This is a genomic window from Marinitoga sp. 1155 (genome assembly GCF_001021175.1).
Taxonomy (GTDB): Bacteria; Thermotogota; Thermotogae; order Petrotogales; family Petrotogaceae; genus Marinitoga.
Genome location: NZ_AZAX01000001.1, coordinates 79,933 through 104,597, shown reverse-complemented (window position 1 = coordinate 104,597; position 24,665 = coordinate 79,933). Strand labels below are relative to the sequence as shown.

Here is a 24,665-nt window from a genome sequence, read left to right as displayed (position 1 = left end):
TATATTATACACCGAAAATATTAAAAAATCAAAACGGAGGCGATAAAATGAGTGAAAATATATTTATTGATGAAGCGATTATTACTGTATTCGGAGGAAAAGGCGGTGATGGAATCGTCAGTTTTAGGCGAGAAAAATTTATTCCAAAAGGTGGTCCGGATGGTGGAGATGGCGGTGATGGCGGAAATGTAATTATTGTATCGAAAATAGAAAAAAATACATTAACAGATTTTAGATTCAAAAAGAAGTTTAGAGCTGAAAATGGAAAAAATGGGCAGGGAAAAAAAATGCATGGTAGAAACGGGAAAAATTTAATTATTGAAGTTCCTGTTGGTACATTAGTATATAATTATGAAACAAATGAATTAATTGCAGATTTAAAATATCCAAATCAATATGTTGTCGTAGCGCGGGGTGGAAAGGGAGGAAAAGGAAACGTTCATTTTATGAATTCAAAAATTCAGGCTCCTACAATAGCTGAAAAAGGAGTTGAAGGCGAAGTAAAAATATTAAAGTTAGAATTAAAAGTTTTAGCGGATGTTGGAATCATAGGTTATCCAAATGTGGGGAAATCAACTTTAATATCTGTAATATCAAATGCTAAACCAAAAATAGCCAACTATCATTTTACTACTTTAATACCAAACTTAGGTGTAGTTGACATGGGTGACGGAAATACATTTGTTGTTGCGGATATACCTGGATTAGTCCCCGGAGCACATGAAGGCATTGGCCTTGGAGATAGATTTTTAAAACATGTGGAAAGATGCTATTGTTTGGTTCATATGTTAGACATTTCAGAAAGTGAAGGTAGAAAAGTTCAAGATGATTATTATACTATAAGAAAAGAATTGGAAAAATTTTCTCCTGAATTGGCAAAAAAATTAGAGATTATAGTAGTAAATAAATCTGATTTATTAGATGATGAAGAATTAAATAAAAGAATTAAAAAATTAGAAAATGAGATAAGTAAGAAGATAATACCTATTTCTGCAGCTACAAAAAAGAATGTAGATAAATTATTAAATGAAATATGGAATAATATCAAAGAAATGAGAATAGATAGACAGAAAGAAATATTAAAATCTTTAAAAAATGCTCCAGAAAAATTAAAATTAGACATTAAACCTGTAGATATTGAAATTCCCAAAAAAGTAAGGTTTGAAATCATAAAATGGGATGAAGGAATATATGAAGTTACAGGAAAAGAAGTGGAAATTCTCTTAAAAAAATATCCAATAGAACAAAAAGATGCGAGAATTAAGATTTTAGAGATACTTGAGAAAAGTGGTTTAGAAAAAACATTGAAAAATATCGGTGTAAAAGAAGGAGACACAGTTTATTTAGGAAATTTCGCATTTGAATATATGGAGTGATTTTTATGATAGTTATTTTTGGGGGGAGTTATAATCCACCACATATTGGTCATAGAATCATTGCAGAATATGCATACGATTATTTGAAACCAGACAAGTTTTTAATTATACCTGCTGTAATTCCACCACATAAATTAAAAAATAATGACATTGCTGATTTTAAAATCAGATTTTCCTGGTGTAAAAAAACTTTTCCACAGAAAAGATTTATAATTTCCAATATAGAAGAAATATTACCCAAGCCTTCTTATACCTATCAAACAGTCACATATTTAAAAGAAAAATATAACGGTGAAATTTTTTTGTTAATAGGAGAAGATTCGCTGGTTAATTTCCATACCTGGTATAAATGGAAAGATTTATTAAAAGAAGTAACATTAGTTGTATATAAAAGATACTCAGAAAAGTTAAAATTTGACAACTATAATTTGCCTCACATATTTTTAAATTCACCTTTAATAGAAATTTCTTCAACAGAAATACGAGATAGAATAAAAAAAGACCTCAGTATTTATGGAATGGTAGATGATAAAATTAGTAATGAAGTTATAAATTATTACAAAAATAATAATTAGAAAAATTAAATACTTACAAGGATGTCCAAAAATTCAAACTTATTTATATTATTTTTTAGAAATACTTCATTATAAAACTAAAATGGAAGCTTTTGTAGCTTCCATTTTTTATTATTAAAATCTCGTGTCGCCACCAAATAGACCTCCCAATAAATTACTTCCTATTCCATCGATTCCACGCGTTTCACCTTTATTAGAAAACCTTGCAGCAGAATAGATTCTATCAGCAAGTCTGGAAAATGGAAGGCTTTGTAAATAAACAATTCCAGGTCCTGTTACTCTTGTTAAAAACATTCCTTCTCCACCAAAAAGGGCATTTTTAAAACCTCCAACAAATTGAATATCATAATCTACTGTATTAGAAAAGCCGACAATACACCCTGTATCAACTCTTAACGATTCTCCAGGCATAAGATTTTTCTCAATTATCATGCCGCCTGCATGAATAAAAGCCATTCCATCCCCAACTAATCTTTCTAAAATAAAACCTTCACCACCAAATAATCCTGCACCAATTTTTTTAGTAAATGCTATTTCTATTTCTATACCAGCTGCAGAACACAAGTAACTATCTTTTTGACATATAAATTCACCATTAAATCTTTTTAAATCTATTGGAATAACTTTCCCAGGATATGGCGCTCCAAATGCCACATGTTTTTTTCCATAAGCGACATTAATAAAATTTGTAATAAAAAAGCTTTCACCAACGAACATTCTTTTTAATCCTTTAAAAAAGCCACCTCCTGTGTTGGTCTGCATTTCAATTCCATCATCCATATACATCATAGCTCCAGCTTCAGCTCTAACTCCCTCGCCTGGATCAAGTTCAATTTCCACAAGTTGCATATCATCTCCAATAATTTTATAATCGATAATATCAGCCATGAAATCCCTCCTTAAATTTTATTCCCTTTCACATTATATCATATTATTCTTTTCTCAAAATTTCAAAGTTAAATAATAATATGATATAATTATATCAGGTGATAACATGAAAATATTGGAAATAAAAAATACTCAGAAAGGTATTTTTATTAAGAGAGTTAACAGATATTTAGCTAAAATTCTAATAAATGATAAAATAGAAGATGTTCATATTCATGATCCTGGCAGATTAAAAGAACTTCTTTATAAAAATAACAATGTTTTAGTTAAAAAGGTAGATAGCAATACAAGAAAAACAAAATATGATTTAATTGCTGCAAAAAAATCTAAGGAATTTGTTTTGGTAAATTCAATGTATCATAGATATATTGCTGAAAATATATTAAGAAAAAAATATAAAAATTTAAAACCAGAAATCAAATATAATAATAGCCGAATAGATTTTTTAGCAAATGAAAAAATATGGATAGAGATAAAAGGATGCACTTTATCTGAAAATAATATTGCTAAGTTTCCTGATGCACCTACAAAACGCGGATTAAAACATTTAAACGAACTAATAGAACTTAAAGAAAAAGGTTATGAAAGTCATATTTATTTTTTAGTTTTTTCAAAAGCAGTATATTTTTCACCTAATTATGAAACGGATCCAGAATTTTCAAAAAAATTATTCGAAGCATATAATAAAGGTATAAAAATATTTCCACTTTTATTTTCTTTCAAAAATAATTTGATTATTTTTGAAAGAAAACTTGATATACTAATGGAAAAGGTGTGAAAAATGTCTAATTATGATATTTTTTTTAAAAACTTAGAATATGATTATATAAAAATAATAGAATATTTGAAACAATTTAAAAATAATGAGAATTTGCTTATTAAGAAAGCAAAGAAAATTATTAGCGTAAAAGAAAATATAATACCTGAAATTAAGTTAATTAGTGATATATGCACAATTTCAAATAATGAAGTAATAAAATATGCTATTATAATTTCTGCTTTAGATAATGTATACGATAATCTAAAAAAAAATTATAATAATAAAGATATAAATAAATTAATTCGGTTATTATTATATATAGAAAATTATGTTTATAACGAATTTAATAATAAACTTTATATAGATAAACTTTTAAAAAAGGTTTATCATATATCAAATAAATTACAGAAAATTATTTCAAAGTAGAAAAATGGAATTTCTCCCAATTTTTGCTATTGAAAACAGTATATACTAAATACAAAAAATGTTTTTAAAAAATTTTTTGTTAATAAATTATAAACCAGGGTTTCCCCTGGTTTGTTTTATTTCATAAATGGATAAGTATAATTTGTTGGTGGATTAAAGTTTTCTTTAATTGATCTGGCGGATGTCCATCGCAAAAGATTGAGATAACTGCCTGCTTTATCATTTGTTCCGGAACCTCTTGAACCTCCAAATGGCTGCTGGTCAACAACAGCACCTGTAGGTTTATCATTTATATAAAAATTACCCGCAGCATGTACCAATATTCTTTCAGCCATTTGAATTGCTTTTCTATCCTGTGCAAAAATAGAACCTGTTAAACCATAGGGTGATGTTTTATCACAAAGTTTTAAAATATCTTCATATTTATCATCATCATATATATATACTGTCAATACAGGTCCAAATATTTCTTCTTCCATTGTTTTGAAGTGCGGATCATCTGTTAAAACAATTGTAGGATCTATAAAATAACCAATAGAATCATCATATTTTCCACCAACTAATATTTCTGCATTTTCCCGCGCATATTCAATATAACCAGTTATTTTTTTGAATGCTGCTTTATCAATTACTGCATTAACAAAATTTGAAAAATCTGTTGGGGAACCCATTTTTAAATTCATCGTAGTTTCTATTAACTCATCTTTTATGTCATCCCAAACACTTTTTGAAATATATGCCCTTGAAGCTGCTGAACATTTTTGTCCTTGATATTCAAAAGCACCTCTTATCAATGCAGTTATCAATGCTTTTCTATTTGCGGTATGATGAGCGATTACAAAATCTTTTCCTCCAGTTTCCCCTACAATTCTTGGATACGATTTGTAGTTTCTAATATTCTTGCCTATCATTTCCCACATTGAATTAAATGTATTAACAGATCCTGTGAAATGTACTCCTCCAAAATTTGGATTTGAAAAGATTATTTCTCCAACTTTAGCACCTGGGCCTGGAATAAAATTAATAACTCCATCTGGTAAACCGGCTTCTTGTAATAATTTCATTATGTAATAGGCAGTATAAACTGCAGATGAAGCAGGTTTCCATAATACAACATTACCCATTATTGCAGGTGCTGTTGGTAAATTCCCAGAAATTGACGCAAAATTAAATGGCGGAACTGCAAAAATAAATCCATCTAAAGCTCTATATTCCATTCTATTAAGAATACCTTTGGAAGATTGGGGTTGTTCTGTATAAATTTTTGTTGCATAATATGAATTAAATCTGAAGAAATCAATCAATTCACACACTGCATCAATTTCTGCCTGGAAAACATTTTTCCCAAGATCCAACATTACTGCAGCATTCAATGTGTTTCTCCATGTGGTAGATAATAATTCAGCGGCTTTTAAAAATATTGAAATTCTATCAATATACGAATAACTTTCCCATTCTGCTTTTGCTTTTAATGCACTTTCAATAGCCATTTTTATTTCTTTTTCTCCAGCAATATGATAATGAGCTAATATATGCTTGTGATTATGAGGCATTATACATTTTCCTAAATTACCAGTTTTTATTTCCTTTCCTCCGATTATTAAAGGAATTTCAATTTCTTTTGAAGATAATTCTTTTAATTTTTCTTTTAATTCTTCCCTTTCTTTTGTTCCTGGCTCATAAGATAAAATAGGTTCATTTTTTGGTCTTTCCATAACAAAAATACTGTTAAACATTCCTCTATCCCTCCTTTTAAACTACTGATGGTTCAGTAATAATTTCATTACGTTCAAATCTACCAATATCAAGAATAACTTCCCATGTTAACTTATTACTCAAAATAATATCTTTCATTAAAATTCCCACCGCTGGTGCTAGCATAAATCCATGTCCGCTAAAACCTATTGCCATATAAAATCCTTCAATTTCTTTGCAATCACCAACTATTGGTTGATGATCAGGTGATATATTATAATAACCCGCCCATTGACGTACAACTCTTAAATTTTTTGTTGGTGGAAGTAGCCATGTTACTTTTTCAGCCATGCTTTCAAGAAACTGCCATGTGCTCTTAATGTTTTTTTCTACACTTTTTTCTGGCCCCTCACCCATCACAAATGAACCATTCGGTGTTTGCTGGCAGTATATATTGTAAGAAAAAGACATAACCATTGGTCCAAGTATTTCATTTACAGGTTCTGTAGCGAGTATTTCATGCCTCTCAGAATATACAGGTAAATCAACACCTACCATCTTACCTATTTCGCCAGACCAGCCTCCAGCTGCATTTACAACTTTTTCTGTTTCAATAAATCCTTTATCTGTATAAACACCTTTAATTCTTCCATTTTTTACATATATATCCTTTACTTCTACACCTTTATTAATTTCAACTCCTAATCTTTCTGCAGCTTGCGCATAAGCTATGGTTGTTAAAAACGGATTGGCATGTCCATCTTTGTCATGGAATGCAGCCCCAAGCAACTTTTCAGTATTCAAAAATGGAACTATCTCTTTAGCTTCTTGTGGAGTTAAAAGTTTTGAATTTATACCAAGAGAATTCTGTAACTTCACATTTTTCTTAAATTGATTCCACTCTTTTTCTGTATATGCTAAAAGCAAATATCCTTTTTGTTTAAATTCTATATTTATATCTGTTTCAAGTATATCATTTATATTTTCAAATATTTTCACACTTTCACGGGATAAAATACAGTTTTGTTTTGTCCCCCATTGTTGTCTAACTCCTGCCCCACATCTTCCCGTAGCTCCATATGCAAGGTATTTCTTTTCAAGTAAAACTACATCTTTCAAACCAGCTTTAGCAAGATTATATGCTATGGATACCCCTATTACTCCTCCGCCAATAATAACAACAGAAGCCTTATTTTTCATATTTCCCACCTACAATCTCTTTAAAGAAAATACCTCCAAATGGTGGTCTGTTATGTGGATTATAAACTTCTTCTATTGGTTTTCCAGTAAATTTAGAAATTTCTCTTGCAATAATTGGACCACAAGTTTTACCCTGACATGGCCCCATTCCAGCTCTTGAAACTCTTTTTATTTCTTCAACAGTAGTGAATCCTTGTTTTATTAAATCTTTAATTTCTCTAAGAGTAATATCTTCGCATCTACATACAATAATTTTGTCTTCATCCATTATCTCATCACCTCGATGTTTCTTACTTCCATAATCAATTCTTCTGGAACTTCTACTTCTACTATATTTGTTTTGTCTTTTAATTTTCTGATAGACAAAACCTTTCCATCTGCAATTTTTTCTCCTTTCCTATTTAATAAATCTACTTTTTCACCTTTTTCCGGTAATGGTAACATCTCATATGGCAAGAAAACAGACGATTTTTTCTTATCAACAACAAATATTGCCAAACCAGGACAAACACCTATACAGTTACCACATCCTGTACACAAATCATATTCCAATTTTGGTAGTCCATTTAAAGTATCCATTTTTATAGCATTCGTAGGACAACTTACTACACATGGATTACAAGGAATCTTTTGAAAACATTCTATTACAGCAAATTTTGCCTTTTCAGTATTTGAAACACTTTCTATTCTTTCTTTTTCTGGAATTCCATTTCTATGCAATTCGTCTAATTCTTCCTGCTCTTCAATTATAAAATCTACATTTAAATTTAACTTTTTTAAACCACTAACTATCTTTGTGGAAGTTTTTCGTAATTCAGCCAATCTATTTTTTATCTCATTTATCCTTTTGTCAAATTCACCGGTCAATTCATATGAAGCATACAAACCTGCAAGTTCTCCTTCGAGCATTGCAGCAGTAGCCTCTTCAATTCCAGCAACGTCACCAGCGACAAATATATTATCAATTGTTGTTTTTAAATTATCGTCTCTGACTGGAACAAATCCGCCAAGCTCAGGAATATACATCATCTCACAACCCATCTGATTTAAAATATCTCCTAAAGGACTTAATCCAGTTGCAAGGCATACAACATCACATTTTATCTCTTTTTTCTCATGTGTTTTTACATTTTCAATTATTGCACCTTCAACTTTCCTTCCTCCCAGTGCCTTTATTATCGTATATGATGTATATATAGGAATTCCTAACCTTCTAATTTTAGAAGCATGAACAAGATATCCACCAATTTTTTCTGAAATTTCAACTATTCCTTTAACCTTAACTCCAGCCTGTGTCAGTTGATACGAAACAATCAAACCAATATTTCCAGAACCAACCATCAATACTTCTTTTCCAGGCAAAATTCCATATACATTCATAAGTGTTTGGACCGCACCAGCTCCAAAAATTCCTGGTAAATCATTATTTTCAAATGGCAATGACCTCTCAAACGCACCTGTTGCAACAATTACTTTTTTGGGTTTTATCTTAAACATTCTTTCATCTTTTAATATCGTTACTACTCCATCTTCATAATATCCCATTACCATCGCCGACAACATTAAATCTATATTTTTATCGTTATTAATCTTTTCAATAAATTCTCTTACTATTTGAATACCCCTTGTTCCTGCGTATTCATCCTTTGAACCAAAAAATTTATGTGTTTGTTTAATCAATTGTCCCCCTAAAAATTCCTTTTCTTCTGCAAGTAATACCCTTAATCCCTTTCTACTTGCACTCAAGGCAGCATTTATCCCAGCTGGACCTCCCCCTATAACTAAAATATCATACTCTCTCAATTAAATCACCCTTTGGTTTTTGTTTTTTTACTACCATTCCTTCTTTTAATGGTGTAATACAAATTCTCGTATTTGGAACACCATCAACAACCATTAAACATGAAGAACAATGTCCTATTGCACAAAACAAACCTCTTGGTCTTTTTGTTTTCAAACCCTCTCTGTATTCCCAAATTCCTAAAGCGTGCAGCGCCGCAGCAATAGTATCTCCTTCATAACCATATAATTCCTGATCTTCAAAATAAAACTTAATTTTTTTTCTCCTTTTAAATTCTAAAATTGGATGCTCTTGAATTCTCAAATTATCCCCCCCTGTGAAAAAACTTTCATTAACATTATACAACAAAGCTTAATATATAAAAACTTTAAAATAAATTATCTTTACTTAGTATTACGAATTAATTAACCGTAACTTCTTATAACGTCATATTTTAAACTAAAAAAACAAATATTAATTATAGACCATCTAAAAAACAAAAATGCTCAAACTTTAATTCTTAACTTTCAAAAATGGAATATCACGATTTTATGATATAATAAATTTTTATGAAAACTTATTAAAATACTTTACAAAAGATGGAAAACTAAAAATAAACGAACTTATGAAGAAATACATAGAGTATATAAAAAACGTGGAGGACAGATGTTTAAAGGAAAAAATTATACGAAGGAGTATATCAATATAATCTTGATATATTTTTAAATACATATATGGAAGAATTAGAAAGTTACTTGACATTTGCATTCTATTTAGACTAAATATTTAAAATATTAAATCAATATTTTGTATTTCTTTTTCAGGAATGAAAAAAAATTCCTTGTTTATTCTATAAATACTAAGATCAAAGGTAATTTCTTCAGTTTTATTTTCAATATTTGTTTCAATTTTTATTTTTTTTAGTTTTTTATCTAATTCTACTATTTTTCCATAATAAAAGTTATATTCAAAATCTTTCCGAGCTTTTTTAAATATTATTACTGTTTCATCTATAGCCGCTTTTTTAGAAAACCAGGTTTCTAATATACTTTCTATTTTAACGAAAACTTCAGATATTTTTTCATATGCATAATATACTCTTCTCTCGTATTTTTCTACAAATTGACTACTTTCTTTTATAACTTCCCTTTCATAATTAAAAAAATCTATTAGCTTCCTCTTATAATCAACAGATTTTCTATGATTGTTATTTTTTAATCTTTCTAAACTTCTGTTTTTTTCAACAATAAAGTCATTCCTATCTATAGTTAATATATTAAATTCTTTATTTTTAGATAATAAATCTTTAAAGTTGATCATTAAAAAATTATTCTTTTCAAAATTTTTATCAATAAAAGACAAAAAATTGGAAAACGATATAGTTTCAGGTTCTATATAGAAAAATTCCAATAAAGCGTCAGATAATATTTTATTAAAACTTGGATAAAATTCTCTTGTTATACCATACTTACCTTTATATAATGGCGTAAATAATGATATGTTTGATTGAGAGTAATCTTTTTCAAATGCATTTTCAAATTGGTTTAAAATAAAATCTATATCATTTTTATAACACCATAGTATTAAATTTTCTCTTCTTTTAAACTTAGATATTTTATATAAAAATTTTAATTCTTTATTTTTGTGATAAAGTTCTTGAAAGAAGGTATGATACTCTAATTTACTTTTTCTTACTGGAATATATATTTTTATAATGTTTCGTGTTTCATTTATTGCGTCATTAAAACCAAAATAATACCAATAGTAATCTTCATTGTGCCATATTTTTGAATTTTTATTTTTGTATTTTTCAGTACTAATATATTCTATTGTTTTATTTTTTTCATTTACGCGATTAAGAGATTCATATATCATATTTGATAATTCATTTTTTTCAAAAATATATTTATTTTCAAGATATACGGTTTCATAAATATTCTTCATCTCATATTCAATTAAACTTTTTTGAACATTTATATCTATATTCATCTTATCCTCCTAATTATTAAAATTTTTCAAAATCTTCTTTTATTAATTTTTTAACATCATCAAATAATTCTATAGGTAAAAAAATCTTATCTGAATAAAATAAAGGTCTACTTCTTCTAAAATTTAAATATTTATCTCCAAACATATCTATATCATCTAAAATTATTTCTATATCAAATCTATCCATTTTATTTATATATCCTTCAAAATATTTTGATCCTCTATAATCTTTTTCAAAAACATATACTCTTTTTTTATAATTATTTTTATTTTGATCCAACCATTTTAATAAAATTTTTTCTATATCACTTATAAGTCTATTTATAAATTTTCTATTTTCTTTATGAAGTCTTTCAGCTTCTCTTTTCTGCTCTAAATATTCTTCATTTCTTTTATATTCAATATTTAATATATCTAAAATTATATTCTTTGTATCAAGATATTTTAAATTTTTAACTAATTTTGGTTCTTGAAAATCTGAAATTGGTATATTAAGAATATCTATATTTGCAAAATAAAAATAATCAAAAACTTTTTTTATATTGCTTTCAAAATAATTTTTATTTAAATATTTATAAAAATTATTAAAAGTTATTGGTTGAGTCCGACTTTCAAAAAACATAATAATTAATCTACTAAGCGCTCTGTAAAAACTATACGATGATATTATCGGATATTTCCCTTTATATAATGGAGAAAATACAGGAATATGTTTTAAAGTATAATCATTTAAAAATTTTTCTTCAAATTTTTCAAGGAAAAAGTCAATCTCAGATTTTTTTATAATTATATAAAAATCAAACATCGATACATTCCAAAAATCATTAAAACAATAATTTAACTTTATTTCCGAATATTTTTTTTTAAAATTTTTCATAAATTCATAATGTTTTTTACTTATTTTTCTAATGGGAATATATAGTTTCATAAAACTATCATCATATTTTTCTTTAGCATCACAATAGTTTATTTTCTCATCTTTTTCTATTTCATTTAATAATTTATAATATTCATAATAAATGATTTTATCATATATCTTTTTTGAAATTTCATCAAGAGATAGAATTTTATCAAATTTTTTATATATTACATATGATTCTTCAAGAAAAGCATCAATTAAAATTATTTGAAAATGTTTATCTATATAAAAATTCATTTTATCACTCCAATTCAATGAAAATCATAATATTCAAAACTTCCATTACTTTACTTTTTTCTTATAAAAACTATTATAATTTTCTATATATCTCATTTACAACACTTTTTAATATAAATATTCGAAAATTCCGGGATTTTTATTAAAATTTCGATGGACTTTCAAAATTTATAACTTTTTGTGCCATTTCCGTAAATGTTCCATCATGAGTTACAATAAATGCCTGTTCTATTTCATTTAACATATTTTTAAGATTTTCTGCAAGCATATTTCTTCTTTCTTCATCAAGATTTATGGTAGGTTCATCAAGTAAATAAATATTAGCTTTTGATAAAAAATTAGCAAGAGCTACTCTTATTGAAATCGCAACACTTACTTGCTCTCCACCGGATAATATACTAAAATTTCTTTCTCCTTTTATATCATCATGAATTTTCACCTGATAATTGTCTTCAGAATCCCAGATTATTTTTTCATTCTTTCCAGACATTTTTATATAGTTTTCAGTTGCTTTTATTGAGACTGTTTTGGTAAATTCTTTACTTACATAATTTCCCATTGTTTTTATTTTATCTCTAAACTCTTTCGTCAATTCTAATTTTTTTAAATAAATTTTTATTTCGTTATCCAATTTTTCTTTTTCTTTTAAAATCGCATTTCTTTTTTCCAATGTTTTTCTCAAATTATTTAATTCATTTTCCAATTTTCCTATTTCGGTATTTAAATCAATTATTATTTTTTGTTTTTCTGAGATTTTTTCTTCTATTTTTTTTATTTCGCTATTTAATTTTTCTAAATTTTCATATTTTTCAATTCTTTTTTTGAGTTCTAATAATTTTTTGGTTTCACTTTCAATTTCACTATTTAGATTTTTCAATTTTTCTTTCAGCATATTCAGTTTGTCTGCAATTTTTTTGTTGATTATATAATTATTGTAGAATGGTTCTAATTTTTCAATTTCACTTTTTAAATTTTTGATATCAACTTGTATTTTATCAATTTTATTTTCTAAATCCATATATTTACTTAATTTTTCATTATTCATTTTTATTTTAAGTTTTAATTCATCAATTGACTCAATATTTTTCTTTAAAATTTTTTCTAAATTTTTAAGCTTGTTTTCAGCGTCTTTCAATTGTTTTTCTAATTTAATTTTTTGTTTTTCCAAATTTTGTATTTCATTGATTAATACACTTTTTTCCTCTAAATACTTTTTGTAATTAATATCTATTTCGTTTGATTTTTTATTTATATCGCCATGCTTTTTCGTTAATACATTAAGCGCTTTTTCTATTTCAACTTTTTTGTTTTTTATATCTTTCAATTCATCTAATTGTTTTAAAATCATTTGTTTATTCACTTCAAGAGTTTTCAATTTTTCTTCAATTTCTTTTTTTTCATTTTCAATTGTATTTAGTTTTTCTAATTTATCTTCCAATATACCTTTCTTTTTTTTATACTCTATAAGCCTTATTTCAAAGTAATTAGTTCCACCTTCTTTTTCCTCAAGGTTTTTACATTTTTCATTTAGAATTGGGCATAATCCGCCAGATAATTGTTTTTTTGACTGCTCTGTATTTTCAATATCCTTGTTTATATATAACAATTCTTCTTTTAACTTTTCTTTTTCCTGTATTTTTTTATCTAATTCATCCTTTTTTTTGTTCAACTCTTCAATTTTTAAAATATTTTCTCTTAAACGTTTTTTTAAATCATCTTCTTCATCTATATGTTTATTATAATCTTCAATTTTTCTAATAAATTCTTTTTTCTGTTCTAATAATTGTAGATACAATTGTTTTTGATTTTCTAGTTTATTATATTCATCTAAAACCTTTTGAAATTTCTCTTTCTTTGAATCTATAGTACTTTTAATTTCATCATAGTCCTTGCTATACTCAACGATATATTGATTTAATTCTTTTATATTTTCTTGAATATTCTTGATTCTTTCTTCCAATGTGTTTAAATTATTCTTAAAAGAATATATATCCTTTTCTAATTGATTTTTTTCCTTTTCTTGATTTCTCAAGAAATTTTCTTTTTTTGTTTTTTCATCCAGAGTTTTTTTTATTTCAAGATATTTATAATAATTATCTTTTGATTCTTCGACTATTTTTTTTGCATTTTTCGATTCACTTATTTGCAAATTTAAACTTTCTTTCTGACTGTTATAACTTTCTAAATTATTTTCCAATAATTTAATCTGTTGTTCTAATGTTTTTAGTGCATCAATTTCTTGCTGTATTTCAATTTTTTTATTTTTAAGTAAGTCATATTCATTTTTATTTTTTTCTTCTTCTTTAATTTTTTCATTTAATAATTTTCTATTTTTTTCAATATCAATCTCTATATTTTCAAATTCTTTTAAACTACCGTTATAAACTTCTATTTTACTTTTTAGGTTTTCTATATTTTGATTATATCTTCTTTCGACTTCGTTTAAATCCTTAAAGATACTTTCATATACTTCTGTATCAAATATTTTATTAAAATACTTTTTCCTGTCAGAAGGATTTAATAAGAAAATATTTACTATATCATTTTGATATGCACTAATCACACCTTTAAATATTTCTTTTATATTTTTTCCTGTTATACCTGCTAATCCCCCAATTTTTTCAGGTACTCTTTTGTTTATATTTACTTTTCCATATTTATCTTTCAATAGATGTTTAGATTGATTTCCAATTTTTCTTTCTACAATATATTCAACACCATCATTTCCAACAAATTCAACAAATATTTCTGCAACTTTGCTACCTTTTTTTACAGCATCTTTTAATTGTCCATTTCGTGGTTCAACATTGAATAATACTATTCCTAAAGCCTCAAAAACCGAACTTTTTCCACTGCCGTTTTTTCCAAGTAAAAGATTAATTCCATCTTCAAATTCTAATTTTAAACTTTCATGATTTCTAAAGTTTTTTAATTCAATTTTTTTTATTTTCATTTATATCACCTTCAATAATAAAAGAACTCAAAAAATTATCAAACACATCAAATAATTCTTCACCTTTAATTCCTTCATGCTCCATACTCTTTAATTTATCTAAAAATTTAACTGTTTTTTTACTGTCAGCAGAAAATATATTATCCCAGCTCTCAACAACTTTACGTTCTATAGCATTTTTATCAGTAATTTCATAATATTCTTCGTTTGATTTTTCATAAACATGGTCAATCTGCACAACAGCTTTCAATGCTCCTTTTTCTTTTAGTAATTTTTCTATTTTTTCCGTATCTAATGAAAATTTTGAACTATTCTTTATTTTTAATATGATAATTTCTTCATCTTTTTCAAATTCCAATTCTTCAATAAATTTTTCTATTATTTCAAAGTTGTTATTGTATTCTATTTCACGTCTTAATATTTTTCTTTTTAGAGAATGATAAAATTCATATTCTTTTGTTTCTGTATCAAAAATAATAAAACCTTTTTTACCTTTTTCATTTAAATCCCAATATTCAGGGCAACCAGGAATAAAGAAAAAAGGATTATCTTTTGGATATGTTTTGAATGTATGAATGTGACCACCTGCTATATATAATACTTTGTCTTTTAAAATATCTATATTTTCAGAAGAAATACATCCTGGAAGAAATTCTCCTGCTAAAGCTGTATGTACCATAATTATATTTTTTTCATCAGGATTTAATTGATCATTTAAATCTAGTAGATATTTATCAATAAATGCACCTGGATAACCAAGTCCATAGAAATTTATATCCTTGATTTTAATTGGTTCAAAAATTATTTTTTCTTCATTAATAAAAATTTTTGGAACTTTTACAAGGTTTTTATTTTCAAGATAATTGATCCATGAATCATCTGAATTATATATTTTATCGTGGTTTCCTTCTATTATCAATGTAATAATATTATTGTTTTTTAATTTTTCCAAAATTTTTTCTGTTCTATATAATATATCAGGTAATAATGTGCTTTTATCAAATAAATCACCACTTATCAAAAATATGTCAACAGATAATTCTATAGCTTTATCCACTATATATTCAGCTGCATTAAAGTAATCTTCATATCTTTTGTTTGTATATTCACCTATTCCACCAACAGGTCTTCTGCCAAGATGCCAGTCAGATGTGTGTAATATTTTCATTTCATCACTTCCTTTTTAAAGCTTATAATAAGTATTTCTACCTTTTCCATATCTTTTAAGGTATCCTTTTTCCACATAGTCTTTTAAAATACTACGTGCTCTTCTTTCTCTTACATTCAAAATTTTTTCAACATCATTTTTTCCAATTAACAATGCACCACCAATAGTGAGAAAATGGTTTTTATTATATTCTTTTAAAATTTTTAGATTTAGCATTTTGTTTTCATTTAACTCTTTTCCTGTATAATTTTTAAAATCTTTTTTTATTGTTCCAAAATCAACATTTTCCTGTGGGTAATTAAATAAGATTTCTTCAAGTATATTCATATAAATCACCCATAGAGTATAGATTTGTAAACATACACTCTTAATTATAACATGCTTATTTGTTTTTTTAATTCTTTTTCAAAATTTTTATCATATTCAACTTCAATTATATTCCCATTTTTTAGACTTATAATATATCCTTTTTTGGGATTTCCAAAATCTTTTAAGAGATACATATAAAATTGTAATTGAAATTTATAATCTTCTATTTTTTCTAAATTATTTAATTCAGAATATTTATAATCCAACACTTCTATGTTGTTTTTTTCATCAAAAATAACTCTATCAGGTACTCCAAAGATCATATATTCTTTATTTTCAATTTCCAATCTTTTTACCAATCTCCATTCTGTTTTAAATCTTTTAATGGAAAATAATCTTTTTATTGTATCATTATTTAATGCTTCTGGCAAATCTCCATTTTTTATTAAATATTGTATTTGATTAAAGTTGTTTATACTCTCCATTAAATTATGTAATTCTGAACCTTTTAATAATTTATCTTCATTTGACAGTAAATCATCCGTTTCAATTTTTATATAACCTTCTTCTGTTAGGTCGTCTGCAATTTCTTCTTTTTTTAATTCATTTATAATATACGTTGGCGCTATGTATTTTTTATATGCAAAATCCATAAGATTTTTTAATTGCTTTTTTTCTATTTTTATTTCTTTTTCCTGTTTTTCATTGTGCGAAATCTCTATTTCACTAATGTCAAGCTCTTCTGCCATAATTATATCTCTTGTTTTATATGGCAATTTCATGAATAAATCCGAAATATTTTTTATTTCATTATTATCTTTTTTATCTTTAGTAGCAGCGATTATAGGTATTAACATTTCTTTTGGTCTTGTTATTGCAACATACATTAATCTTAAAATTTCAGTGTCTTCAAGAAATTTATTTATATCGAACATTTTAGGAAATTCTTTTCCAAGTTCAATATTTATTTTTTCTTTATCTGTTAAAGGTATATCAGCATTTTTTACTGTTTTTAAGAATAGCTTTTTTAGGACAAAATATCTCACATTATCTTTTGGTAAGGAAAATTCTGTTTTTTCGTCAGAAGTATTTACTTTTTCTCCAGTTTCCTCACTTGAATTCAAATTTATTTTTCCTCCTAATCCACCAAGTATTACAATAGGAAATTCAAGACCTTTTGATTTGTGAATAGTCAATACTTTTACAACATTTTCTTTTTCATCAAGGATAGCAGCTTCACTTTCTGAGATTTCTGATGATTTTTTTAAGAGTCTCATCAATTCAGCAAAAGATATTGCAAGTGTGTTATATTGTTCTGCTTCATCAATCAATTTTTTTACATTTGCTATAGCATAGTAGGAATCTGTATATAATGTTAATTTTGAAAGGTAATTATTTTCTGTTATAACACCTTTTAATATTTGTGTTGGCTTTAAATAATATTTTAACTCCACATATTTTTCCAGTACTTCAAACGCTCTTTTTTCACTTTCTAAAAGTTTATCTTTATTTTCCTGTATAGTTTTGTATAATGAATTATATTTTTTTGCATTTTTTATTTTTATAAATTCATTTAATCTCTCAAAAGTCATACCACCCATTAAAGACATTATATAACCACTTAAATTCAAGTCATTATTTGGATTTTGAATAGCATTTAATGCGGAAAATACAGTTTGAACCTCTGTTTTATCATAAAATGATTTACTTCCAATTATATAAAACGGTATATTGTACTTTTTAAATGCCTTTCTGATTTTCTCTTCTGAATTTTTTAATTCCCTTAATAATATAGCTATATCGTTGTATTTTATTTCTCTTTTTTCAAATATAATTTTCCCATTTTCTCTTTTTCTGAATTTCATTTTTTTACCAATTAATGATTGCACTGTTTTCGCAATTGTTTCATATTCGTCTTCTGTGTTTATTACATATTTTATTCTGTGCTTATCATTTTTGTTCTTCGAAATGGATGGAATAATATCATTTTCGTCTTTTTTTTCATATTCGGAAAAATCCTTATTATTACTAAATAAAAGATTATTATATACATCGTTATACACTCTTTTTACACTTTCATAACTTTTTATAGTTTCTTCACTAAATAATATCTTTTCAGAAAATTCATTTGCAAATTCTACTATTTCTGAATTCGAACGTCTATTAATCCTTAATTGAAATTTACTATTTTCATCAAAATCATTTTCTGTAACAGCAAAAACAGAGACATCTGCTCCTCTGAATCTATATATTGATTGCTTCCTGTCACCAACATAGAATATATAATTTTCTTCTGTATGAATATTATCAAATAATGCTTTTTGAAGGAAGTTCGTGTCCTGATATTCATCAACGATAATATATTTGAATTTATTTTGATATTTAACCTTTATCCTTTTATCTTCTAAAACTTCCAATGTTTTGCCAAGTATACCTTTAAAATCATATTGAAATTGATCTGCTGTATATAGATTATATATTTCCTGAGCAATTAATACAGCATTTTTAAACAACCATAATACTTTATTAAAATCAGGATTTGGCAATTCGAATGTCGGGATTGAACTCATTTTCATTTCTGTTCTCCAATTTTTTAATGTATCTAAAAGTACTTTTTTAAATGTATCAAGTTTTAATTCCTTTAATATATATTTCAAAGCTATTATAAATCGCTTTTTGTCTTGAAGAATTTCATTTATTATTATTTTTACTGTTTCACGTCTTTCTGGAGAAATAAAAAATGTAATTTCATCTATATCAAGTCTTTTATTATCCATAATATTTTCATAGATGGTAAATAATATTTTTAATGTGTTATATACCGATTTTTCAATTTCTATATTCATCTTTAATTCATTAATTATAGTGAAATTCGGATCTACTCCTATTGCGATATTATTTTCTTTTAATATTCTCGAACAAAAACTATCTATTGTCATTATCCATGAGCGATTTAGGTTTGTTTTTATTTCACGCCAGTATTTATAGTTTTCTTCTATGTTTAATTTTTTTTCTACTTCTTCGAGGATTCTTTCTTTCATTTCCCCCGCCGCTTTGTTGGTAAATGTTACTGCAAGAATATTCTGAACAATATCCGGATTATTTTCCTTTTCGTATTTTTCCAGTATAGCTATATAATATTGAGTTATTGTGTATGTTTTTCCTGTTCCGGCAGAAGCAGAAATAAAATAATTCTTATCAACATTTTTTTTCATTTTATCTATATTTAAAATTTTAGACATTTTTTCACCTCATTATTTAGAGTTCTTTTTAGATTTTACATGTTCTCTTGTTTTTAGGTTAATATATTTTCCCCAGCCTAAAACACTACATAATCTATAATATTCACATTTATTATCTTTACCATTTGAATTATATCCACCATCACATGTATAATATTTCTCACTGGAGTTTTGAACATTATATTCTTTCATCCTTAAATAATCTAAGAATCTATATTTTAATTTATTTTTATCATCAATGAATGCAGGATAAAACTCTGCACTTTTAATAGCTTTTATTACATCATCAAACCATTTTTCAAATTCTTTTAGAGGAGTTTTACTATATGACGTTGAATTACCGGGATATTTTATATATATATTGTTATCTTCAATTTTCATCCATTTTAAGCTATCTTTTTTCCCCAGTTCTTTTTCCTTCATTGGAAGAAAACTTAAAAATATGGATTTTCCTTTTATTTTTGATTTCCAATCTGGATTATTTAATAATATATAATAGTAAAACAACAATTGTTCACTTTGAAAACTTTTGCTATTTTTATAATCTATTATAGATAATGCTTCTTTTTCTATTTTTTCCACAGGTTTTAATTCTTCTTTCTTTTTATCCATGCCAAACCTTATATCTTCCTCAAGCAAATCTATCCTATCAATACGAGCAAAAAAATTATAATCTTTATATCTTCCGGAAACCGAATATTCGCTTTTCAAAACTTTATTGTATAATATTGTTTTTTTATCCTGGTTATTTTTGACTCTACTACTACCAAAGAATATATATGACTCAACTAATTTTTTCACAACTATAACCATCTCACTGGCTATATCTTCTATTTCTATTTCCTTTACTATTTTATATGATCTTAATTCTTCTACGCCGGAATTATCCCATTCTTCCATAGCAATTTCTTTTATTTCGTTATATAACATTTTCTCATTCTGAATAAGACTAAAAATAGAATTATATGCCGGATATTTATCGAATAATCTTTTCATTATACGATGTTTTAAGTTTCCTGTATAGAAAATGGAAAAATCTTTATTACCTTTTATATTTGCTATATATTTCAGATAATATTTAAATGGACAGTCTACATATGTTGAAATCTTATTATGGCTAATATCGCCAGTATTTATTTCATCATTCAACATCCAGTTATAATTATCTCTTTTTACTTTTAAATCTTCTATTTCTGTAATTACACTATTTATCTCTTTTATATCAGATTTTAAATTATTATATGCAAAGTATAATGCAGCCTGTTCTAAAGAAAAAATTTCATATGTGTCTACGGGAATAATTTCTTCACCTTTTATTTTTAAATCCCAATCTTTAACCTTAAATAATTTTTCAAAATCTTTTTCATATGGAGAAGAGAGTATTTCTTCTCCTGATAATGTCGCTTTTGGATAGGTAAATATTACATTATCAGAAAAAAGCATGGAAATATAAAGGTTTTCTCTGAATTGCAATTCGGAAATTTTTGAATAATTATTTGTTTGTGTGATTTGTGATAATAACGGATTTACAGCGATTGATGGATAATTTCTGTCAGTAAAAGATACAAATATCTTGTATTTTTTATGTACAAATCTTGAATCATTTAATGTGAATATTTCTACTGTATTTGAATATCTTTCAGAAATTCTAAATTTTTCCGTTTCTATTAAACTGGAAAGTATGTTATAAAATTTGGAAAGCTTAATTTCACCGTCTATTAAACGACTCAGATTTTTTTCAAGAGTGAGTAATAATTCATGAAATTTATATAATGCATTTAATTCACTTTCCACTTTTTCTATATTTTTTATGTTTATAATTCTTTCATTTATCCAGATATTTAAAAGTTCTCTGTAATATGTAATTTCAAAATCATTTATATCTATTTTCTCTAACAGGTTAAAAAGTGTGTGCATTAACTCCAATAATTCGTTAAATTGTTCTTCCTGTTTTTCTAATCTTTCCTTTTCATCAGATATATTTAATTCTGCTTTTATCTCTTTTAGATATTTTGAAATTGTATTTAACCACTTTTCCTTTCTTGATTTAAGCGTAGACTTTGGATAGTCATAATAGAGATTAATAGCTTTTAATAACGATTCAATTTCATCAATTGATAACGAACGTTCTCCTCCGTATCCTGCTTCTATTAATGCAAGCAAATCTTCTACTTCATATCCTGAGTATTTCGCCTTTAATGGTAATAATAATTTTGAAACTATAACGCTTTCTGATAATGGAATATCATTTTTCAATCTATATGGAACGTTTAATTCTTCAAAAAATTCAGCAAATGCATTCGCAGTTTGTGTATCAGGAACAATTATTCCAAAATCCTGAGGTTGATTATTTTCATATATTATTTTTCTTTTTATTTCTTTTGCTACATTTTCTATTTCTAATACAGTATTTTTAAATACTGTTTTTTGTATGTATATACCTTTGAATAATTCTTTTAATTCTGATTTATGATAATTTATTTCAAAACCTTCATTTTTTAAAAAGTATAATATTCTTTCAAGACTTTTGAATGATTCTTCATCTATCGGATTCCAAGCAAAAAATATAACATTGTCAAACATATTAAACATTGTTTTTAATACTTTAGTCAAAATAGGTGGTATATCAAAAAAACCGCTTATGAACAATGTATTTCCCAAGGTTTTTTCAAGTTTAGGCAGTTCATTATAGAACCATTTATATATACTAATCTGGTCATAATTTTTATCTATACTTTTAGAATTGTCGAATTTTGTATTGAGTATTTCTTCCAGCTTTTCTTCAAGATGCTTATATAGCTTATACAGATTGCTATCACCATCTACATCTTTATCTATTTCTGAATATAATTCATTTGAAGAAATAATATTTTCATCGTCTATTCTTGAAATCTCCCATTTTCTTTCAAAAATTTCAAGGAGATAATCAATTGAGCGTTTTGATTTTGAAAGGGTTTTTACATAATTTTTGAATTGTGGATTATTTTTTTCTTTTTCTATTAAATCTTCCATTTCTTTTGCTATATATGATTTTAAAAAATCCCTGTCTATAAACAGGGATGAAGGTTCATATTTTCTAAATATTTCAACAGCATATTGATTTATAACCCTAAAAGCATCTCTATTAATAGTTTTATCAACTTTCCTCGCAACACTTTCAGCAATTTGCTTTACATAATCACCAGATGGACCTATAAACAAAAAATTCATCGGGTCTTTTTTATAATAGGGAAGAATAATTTCCCCTAACTCTTCAAAATGATTACGTTTTATATCAATAATCTCTATTTTTTTCATATTATTCCTCCTGCTATTCCTCATAATATTCTAATCCATGTTCTTCACACCACTCTATAGCAATTTCTTTCAATTTTTCCATTTTGTATTCATAATACTTATCTCTTAAACCAAGCCTGGAGATTTCATATTTAAAAAATCTAAACGCTCCTCTACCATTAAGTGCATTTAATAAAATTTCAGAAGTTTCATCATCAACCATATAAATAGAAAAGTTTCTCATAATCTTATATTCATAAATATCATATTGCGAGGGTATTGGAATATAGATTTCTGGATAAGTTAATATAGCATCTGCTAATTTCAACTCTTCTTTTTCCCAATCTTGAGCTTTTGAATAGATATAATCATAATCATCATACTCAGCTTTTGAAAGAAAGTCGTTTTCAATCGTAACAAATTCACCTGTTTTTTTGTTATAATATTTGGTTGTTTCTGAGAATTGCGCATCCATTTCTTCTACAAGTTCTTTTATATTAACTTTCATAGTTTCTCCCCCCTTTCATAGTATTTTTAAATTGTGCAAATTCAAATCTTTTCTTTCCTTTGATTTATTTTTTGCTTTTTTCCTGGAATGACTCTCTCTAAATTAAATTCACTCCTTATCATATTATTCTTTTTCCTAACTTAAATACCCCCTATAATATCTTTAGTGAATTTTTATCTATTTTCTCAATTTATCTTTATTATATCATATCGTATATTCAATATATTGACAAAAAATACAAAAAAATGTTATACTAAATCAAAGCTAAAAAAGGTGGGAAACTATGAAAAAGAATTTTATTAATCTTGTGTATGATTATGTTATAAATGAAAATTTTGATTCTACACACGATTTAGGTCATATACTAAGAGTTACAAAAAATGCTGAATTTATAGCAAAAAACGAAAATGCCGATATAGAAGTTGTTATTATTTCAGCTTTACTTCATGATATAGCAAGAAACGATGAATTATCCGGAAAAATAGAAGATCATGCGCTCGAGGGTGCAAGAAGAGCTGAAATTTTTTTAAGAAAAATTAAGTATCCAAAATATAGAAAAGTTTCATATTGTATAGAACATCACAGATTTAGAAAGAAAAATATTCCAGAAACATTAGAAGCAAAAATTATACAAGATGCTGATAGATTAGATGCTTTAGGATACGTAGGAATAACAAGAGTTTTCATGCATAAAAATGGCGGAGATTTAAAAGAAAGAATCGAACACTTTTACGAAAAAATACTTAAACTCAAACATTTAATGAATACAAAAACCGCTAAAATATTGGCAGAAGAAAAATCCAAAATTGTTGAAACATTTATAAAAGGTTTACAAAAAGAATTATTATATGTTTATGAGGTGGATGATGGATAAAAAACAAAGGATTTTAAAAATTTTAGAGAATTCAGAAAATCCTGTAAAAGGCAAAATATTAGCAGAAAAAATTGGTATAAGCCGTCAGATGATTATACAATATATATCCAGATTAAAATCAGATGGACATAAAATTATTGCTACAAGAGATGGATATATTCTGGAAAAAGAAGTAGGAATTAGAAAGATGATAGCTGTAAAGCATTCAACAGATGAAATTGAAAATGAACTATTTGCTATTGTACAGGCAGGAGGAAAGATTATAGATGTTATTGTTGAACACCCTCTTTATGGTGAAATTAAAGGAAGAATCGATGTAAAAAACGAAGAAGATATTATAAGATTTATGAGTTTATTAAAAACCACACAAGCAACACCATTATTGGAATTATCAGATGGCGTTCATATTCATACAATTGAGGTCAAAGATGAAAAGAGTTTCGAAAAAATAAAAAAAGCCATTAATAAATATTTAATACTTGATTTTTAG

General features: G+C 26.0%; 20 protein-coding genes. 6 read left to right on the top strand and 14 right to left on the bottom strand.

Annotated elements, in window-relative coordinates; genetic code table 11:
- Window positions 1-47 precede the first annotated feature (47 nt).
- On the top strand, window positions 48-1,376 hold the full coding sequence (gene obgE / locus X274_RS00500; protein ID WP_047264828.1) for a GTPase ObgE: 1,329 nt from the start codon (window positions 48-50) through the stop codon (window positions 1,374-1,376).
- A gap of 5 nt (window positions 1,377-1,381) precedes the next feature.
- On the top strand, window positions 1,382-1,951 hold the full coding sequence (gene nadD / locus X274_RS00495) for a nicotinate (nicotinamide) nucleotide adenylyltransferase (protein WP_047264827.1): 570 nt from the start codon (window positions 1,382-1,384) through the stop codon (window positions 1,949-1,951).
- A gap of 114 nt (window positions 1,952-2,065) precedes the next feature.
- On the opposite strand, the gene X274_RS00490 is transcribed toward nadD, so the two are convergent.
- On the bottom strand, window positions 2,066-2,839 hold the full coding sequence (locus X274_RS00490) for a TIGR00266 family protein (RefSeq protein ID WP_047264826.1): 774 nt from the start codon (window positions 2,837-2,839) through the stop codon (window positions 2,066-2,068).
- 106 nt (window positions 2,840-2,945) lie between these two features.
- Between X274_RS00490 and sfsA the strand changes: the two genes are divergently transcribed.
- Together sfsA and X274_RS00480 are read left to right on the top strand one after the other, a co-directional pair.
- Window positions 2,946-3,617, top strand: a complete 672-nt coding sequence (gene sfsA / locus X274_RS00485) for a DNA/RNA nuclease SfsA (RefSeq protein ID WP_047264825.1) — start codon at window positions 2,946-2,948, stop codon at window positions 3,615-3,617.
- Between the two features lie 3 nt (window positions 3,618-3,620).
- Window positions 3,621-4,025, top strand: a complete 405-nt coding sequence (locus X274_RS00480; RefSeq protein ID WP_047264824.1) for a hypothetical protein — start codon at window positions 3,621-3,623, stop codon at window positions 4,023-4,025.
- A gap of 116 nt (window positions 4,026-4,141) precedes the next feature.
- On the opposite strand, the gene pruA is transcribed toward X274_RS00480, so the two are convergent.
- From pruA to X274_RS00415, 13 genes are all read right to left on the bottom strand, one after another.
- Window positions 4,142-5,761, bottom strand: coding sequence for an L-glutamate gamma-semialdehyde dehydrogenase (pruA, locus tag X274_RS00475; protein WP_047264823.1), 1,620 nt, complete (start codon window positions 5,759-5,761; stop codon window positions 4,142-4,144).
- Window positions 5,762-5,777: 16 nt separating this feature from the next.
- Window positions 5,778-6,920, bottom strand: coding sequence for an NAD(P)/FAD-dependent oxidoreductase (locus X274_RS00470; protein ID WP_047264822.1), 1,143 nt, complete (start codon window positions 6,918-6,920; stop codon window positions 5,778-5,780).
- On the bottom strand, window positions 6,910-7,188 hold the full coding sequence (locus tag X274_RS00465; RefSeq protein WP_047264821.1) for a (2Fe-2S)-binding protein: 279 nt from the start codon (window positions 7,186-7,188) through the stop codon (window positions 6,910-6,912). The genes X274_RS00470 and X274_RS00465 overlap by 11 nt, the downstream gene beginning before the upstream one ends.
- Entirely contained in the window at window positions 7,188-8,723 is a 1,536-nt protein-coding gene (locus tag X274_RS00460) for an FAD-dependent oxidoreductase (protein ID WP_047264820.1), read from the bottom strand. The genes X274_RS00465 and X274_RS00460 overlap by 1 nt, the downstream gene beginning before the upstream one ends.
- The gene (locus tag X274_RS00455; protein ID WP_047264819.1) at window positions 8,710-9,024 is read right to left on the bottom strand and encodes a (2Fe-2S)-binding protein; all 315 of its coding nucleotides are present in this window, start codon (window positions 9,022-9,024) and stop codon (window positions 8,710-8,712) included. Before X274_RS00455 ends, X274_RS00460 begins: the two co-directional genes overlap by 14 nt.
- A 462-nt stretch (window positions 9,025-9,486) precedes the next feature.
- Window positions 9,487-10,689 carry a hypothetical protein gene (locus X274_RS00450; protein ID WP_047264818.1) on the bottom strand — a complete coding sequence of 401 codons (1,203 nt, stop codon included), beginning with the start codon at window positions 10,687-10,689 and terminating at the stop codon, window positions 9,487-9,489.
- 16 nt (window positions 10,690-10,705) lie between these two features.
- Window positions 10,706-11,845, bottom strand: a complete 1,140-nt coding sequence (locus tag X274_RS00445; RefSeq protein WP_047264817.1) for a hypothetical protein — start codon at window positions 11,843-11,845, stop codon at window positions 10,706-10,708.
- A gap of 142 nt (window positions 11,846-11,987) precedes the next feature.
- Complete coding sequence (locus X274_RS00440; protein WP_047264816.1) at window positions 11,988-14,798, bottom strand: AAA family ATPase; 2,811 nt, start codon at window positions 14,796-14,798, stop codon at window positions 11,988-11,990.
- Window positions 14,779-15,966, bottom strand: coding sequence for a metallophosphoesterase family protein (locus X274_RS00435; RefSeq protein WP_047264815.1), 1,188 nt, complete (start codon window positions 15,964-15,966; stop codon window positions 14,779-14,781). Before X274_RS00435 ends, X274_RS00440 begins: the two co-directional genes overlap by 20 nt.
- A 15-nt stretch (window positions 15,967-15,981) precedes the next feature.
- Window positions 15,982-16,293: a hypothetical protein gene (locus X274_RS00430; protein ID WP_047264814.1), complete on the bottom strand. Its 312-nt coding sequence runs from the start codon at window positions 16,291-16,293 to the stop codon at window positions 15,982-15,984.
- Between the two features lie 44 nt (window positions 16,294-16,337).
- Window positions 16,338-19,517: a UvrD-helicase domain-containing protein gene (locus X274_RS00425; RefSeq protein WP_047264813.1), complete on the bottom strand. Its 3,180-nt coding sequence runs from the start codon at window positions 19,515-19,517 to the stop codon at window positions 16,338-16,340.
- A gap of 12 nt (window positions 19,518-19,529) precedes the next feature.
- Window positions 19,530-22,814 (bottom strand): PD-(D/E)XK nuclease family protein, encoded by a 3,285-nt coding sequence (locus X274_RS00420; protein ID WP_047264812.1) that lies wholly within the window; start codon window positions 22,812-22,814, stop codon window positions 19,530-19,532.
- Window positions 22,815-22,827: 13 nt separating this feature from the next.
- Window positions 22,828-23,301: a UPF0158 family protein gene (locus X274_RS00415; protein WP_047264811.1), complete on the bottom strand. Its 474-nt coding sequence runs from the start codon at window positions 23,299-23,301 to the stop codon at window positions 22,828-22,830.
- 283 nt (window positions 23,302-23,584) lie between these two features.
- Here X274_RS00415 and X274_RS00410 point away from each other — a divergent pair, with 283 nt between their 5' ends.
- Complete coding sequence (locus tag X274_RS00410) at window positions 23,585-24,175, top strand: HD domain-containing protein (protein WP_047264810.1); 591 nt, start codon at window positions 23,585-23,587, stop codon at window positions 24,173-24,175.
- A complete protein-coding gene (locus tag X274_RS00405) occupies window positions 24,168-24,665 on the top strand; it encodes a transcription repressor NadR (RefSeq protein WP_197073299.1) in 498 nt (165 codons plus the stop codon). Before X274_RS00410 ends, X274_RS00405 begins: the two co-directional genes overlap by 8 nt.

Coding starts and splice junctions, on each gene's coding strand:
- pruA (WP_047264823.1), bottom strand. CDS start 5,761: ATGTTTAACAGTATTTTTGTTATGGAAAGACCAAAAAATGAACCTATT.
- X274_RS00480 (WP_047264824.1), top strand. CDS start 3,621: ATGTCTAATTATGATATTTTTTTTAAAAACTTAGAATATGATTATATA.
- X274_RS00425 (WP_047264813.1), bottom strand. CDS start 19,517: ATGTCTAAAATTTTAAATATAGATAAAATGAAAAAAAATGTTGATAAG.
- X274_RS00445 (WP_047264817.1), bottom strand. CDS start 11,845: ATGAATTTTTATATAGATAAACATTTTCAAATAATTTTAATTGATGCT.
- X274_RS00465 (WP_047264821.1), bottom strand. CDS start 7,188: ATGGATGAAGACAAAATTATTGTATGTAGATGCGAAGATATTACTCTT.
- X274_RS00440 (WP_047264816.1), bottom strand. CDS start 14,798: ATGAAAATAAAAAAAATTGAATTAAAAAACTTTAGAAATCATGAAAGT.
- X274_RS00420 (WP_047264812.1), bottom strand. CDS start 22,814: ATGAAAAAAATAGAGATTATTGATATAAAACGTAATCATTTTGAAGAG.
- X274_RS00410 (WP_047264810.1), top strand. CDS start 23,585: ATGAAAAAGAATTTTATTAATCTTGTGTATGATTATGTTATAAATGAA.
- X274_RS00430 (WP_047264814.1), bottom strand. CDS start 16,293: ATGAATATACTTGAAGAAATCTTATTTAATTACCCACAGGAAAATGTT.
- sfsA (WP_047264825.1), top strand. CDS start 2,946: ATGAAAATATTGGAAATAAAAAATACTCAGAAAGGTATTTTTATTAAG.
- X274_RS00450 (WP_047264818.1), bottom strand. CDS start 10,689: ATGAATATAGATATAAATGTTCAAAAAAGTTTAATTGAATATGAGATG.
- X274_RS00490 (WP_047264826.1), bottom strand. CDS start 2,839: ATGGCTGATATTATCGATTATAAAATTATTGGAGATGATATGCAACTT.
- X274_RS00405 (WP_197073299.1), top strand. CDS start 24,168: ATGGATAAAAAACAAAGGATTTTAAAAATTTTAGAGAATTCAGAAAAT.
- X274_RS00435 (WP_047264815.1), bottom strand. CDS start 15,966: ATGAAAATATTACACACATCTGACTGGCATCTTGGCAGAAGACCTGTT.
- X274_RS00470 (WP_047264822.1), bottom strand. CDS start 6,920: ATGAAAAATAAGGCTTCTGTTGTTATTATTGGCGGAGGAGTAATAGGG.
- nadD (WP_047264827.1), top strand. CDS start 1,382: ATGATAGTTATTTTTGGGGGGAGTTATAATCCACCACATATTGGTCAT.
- obgE (WP_047264828.1), top strand. CDS start 48: ATGAGTGAAAATATATTTATTGATGAAGCGATTATTACTGTATTCGGA.
- X274_RS00415 (WP_047264811.1), bottom strand. CDS start 23,301: ATGAAAGTTAATATAAAAGAACTTGTAGAAGAAATGGATGCGCAATTC.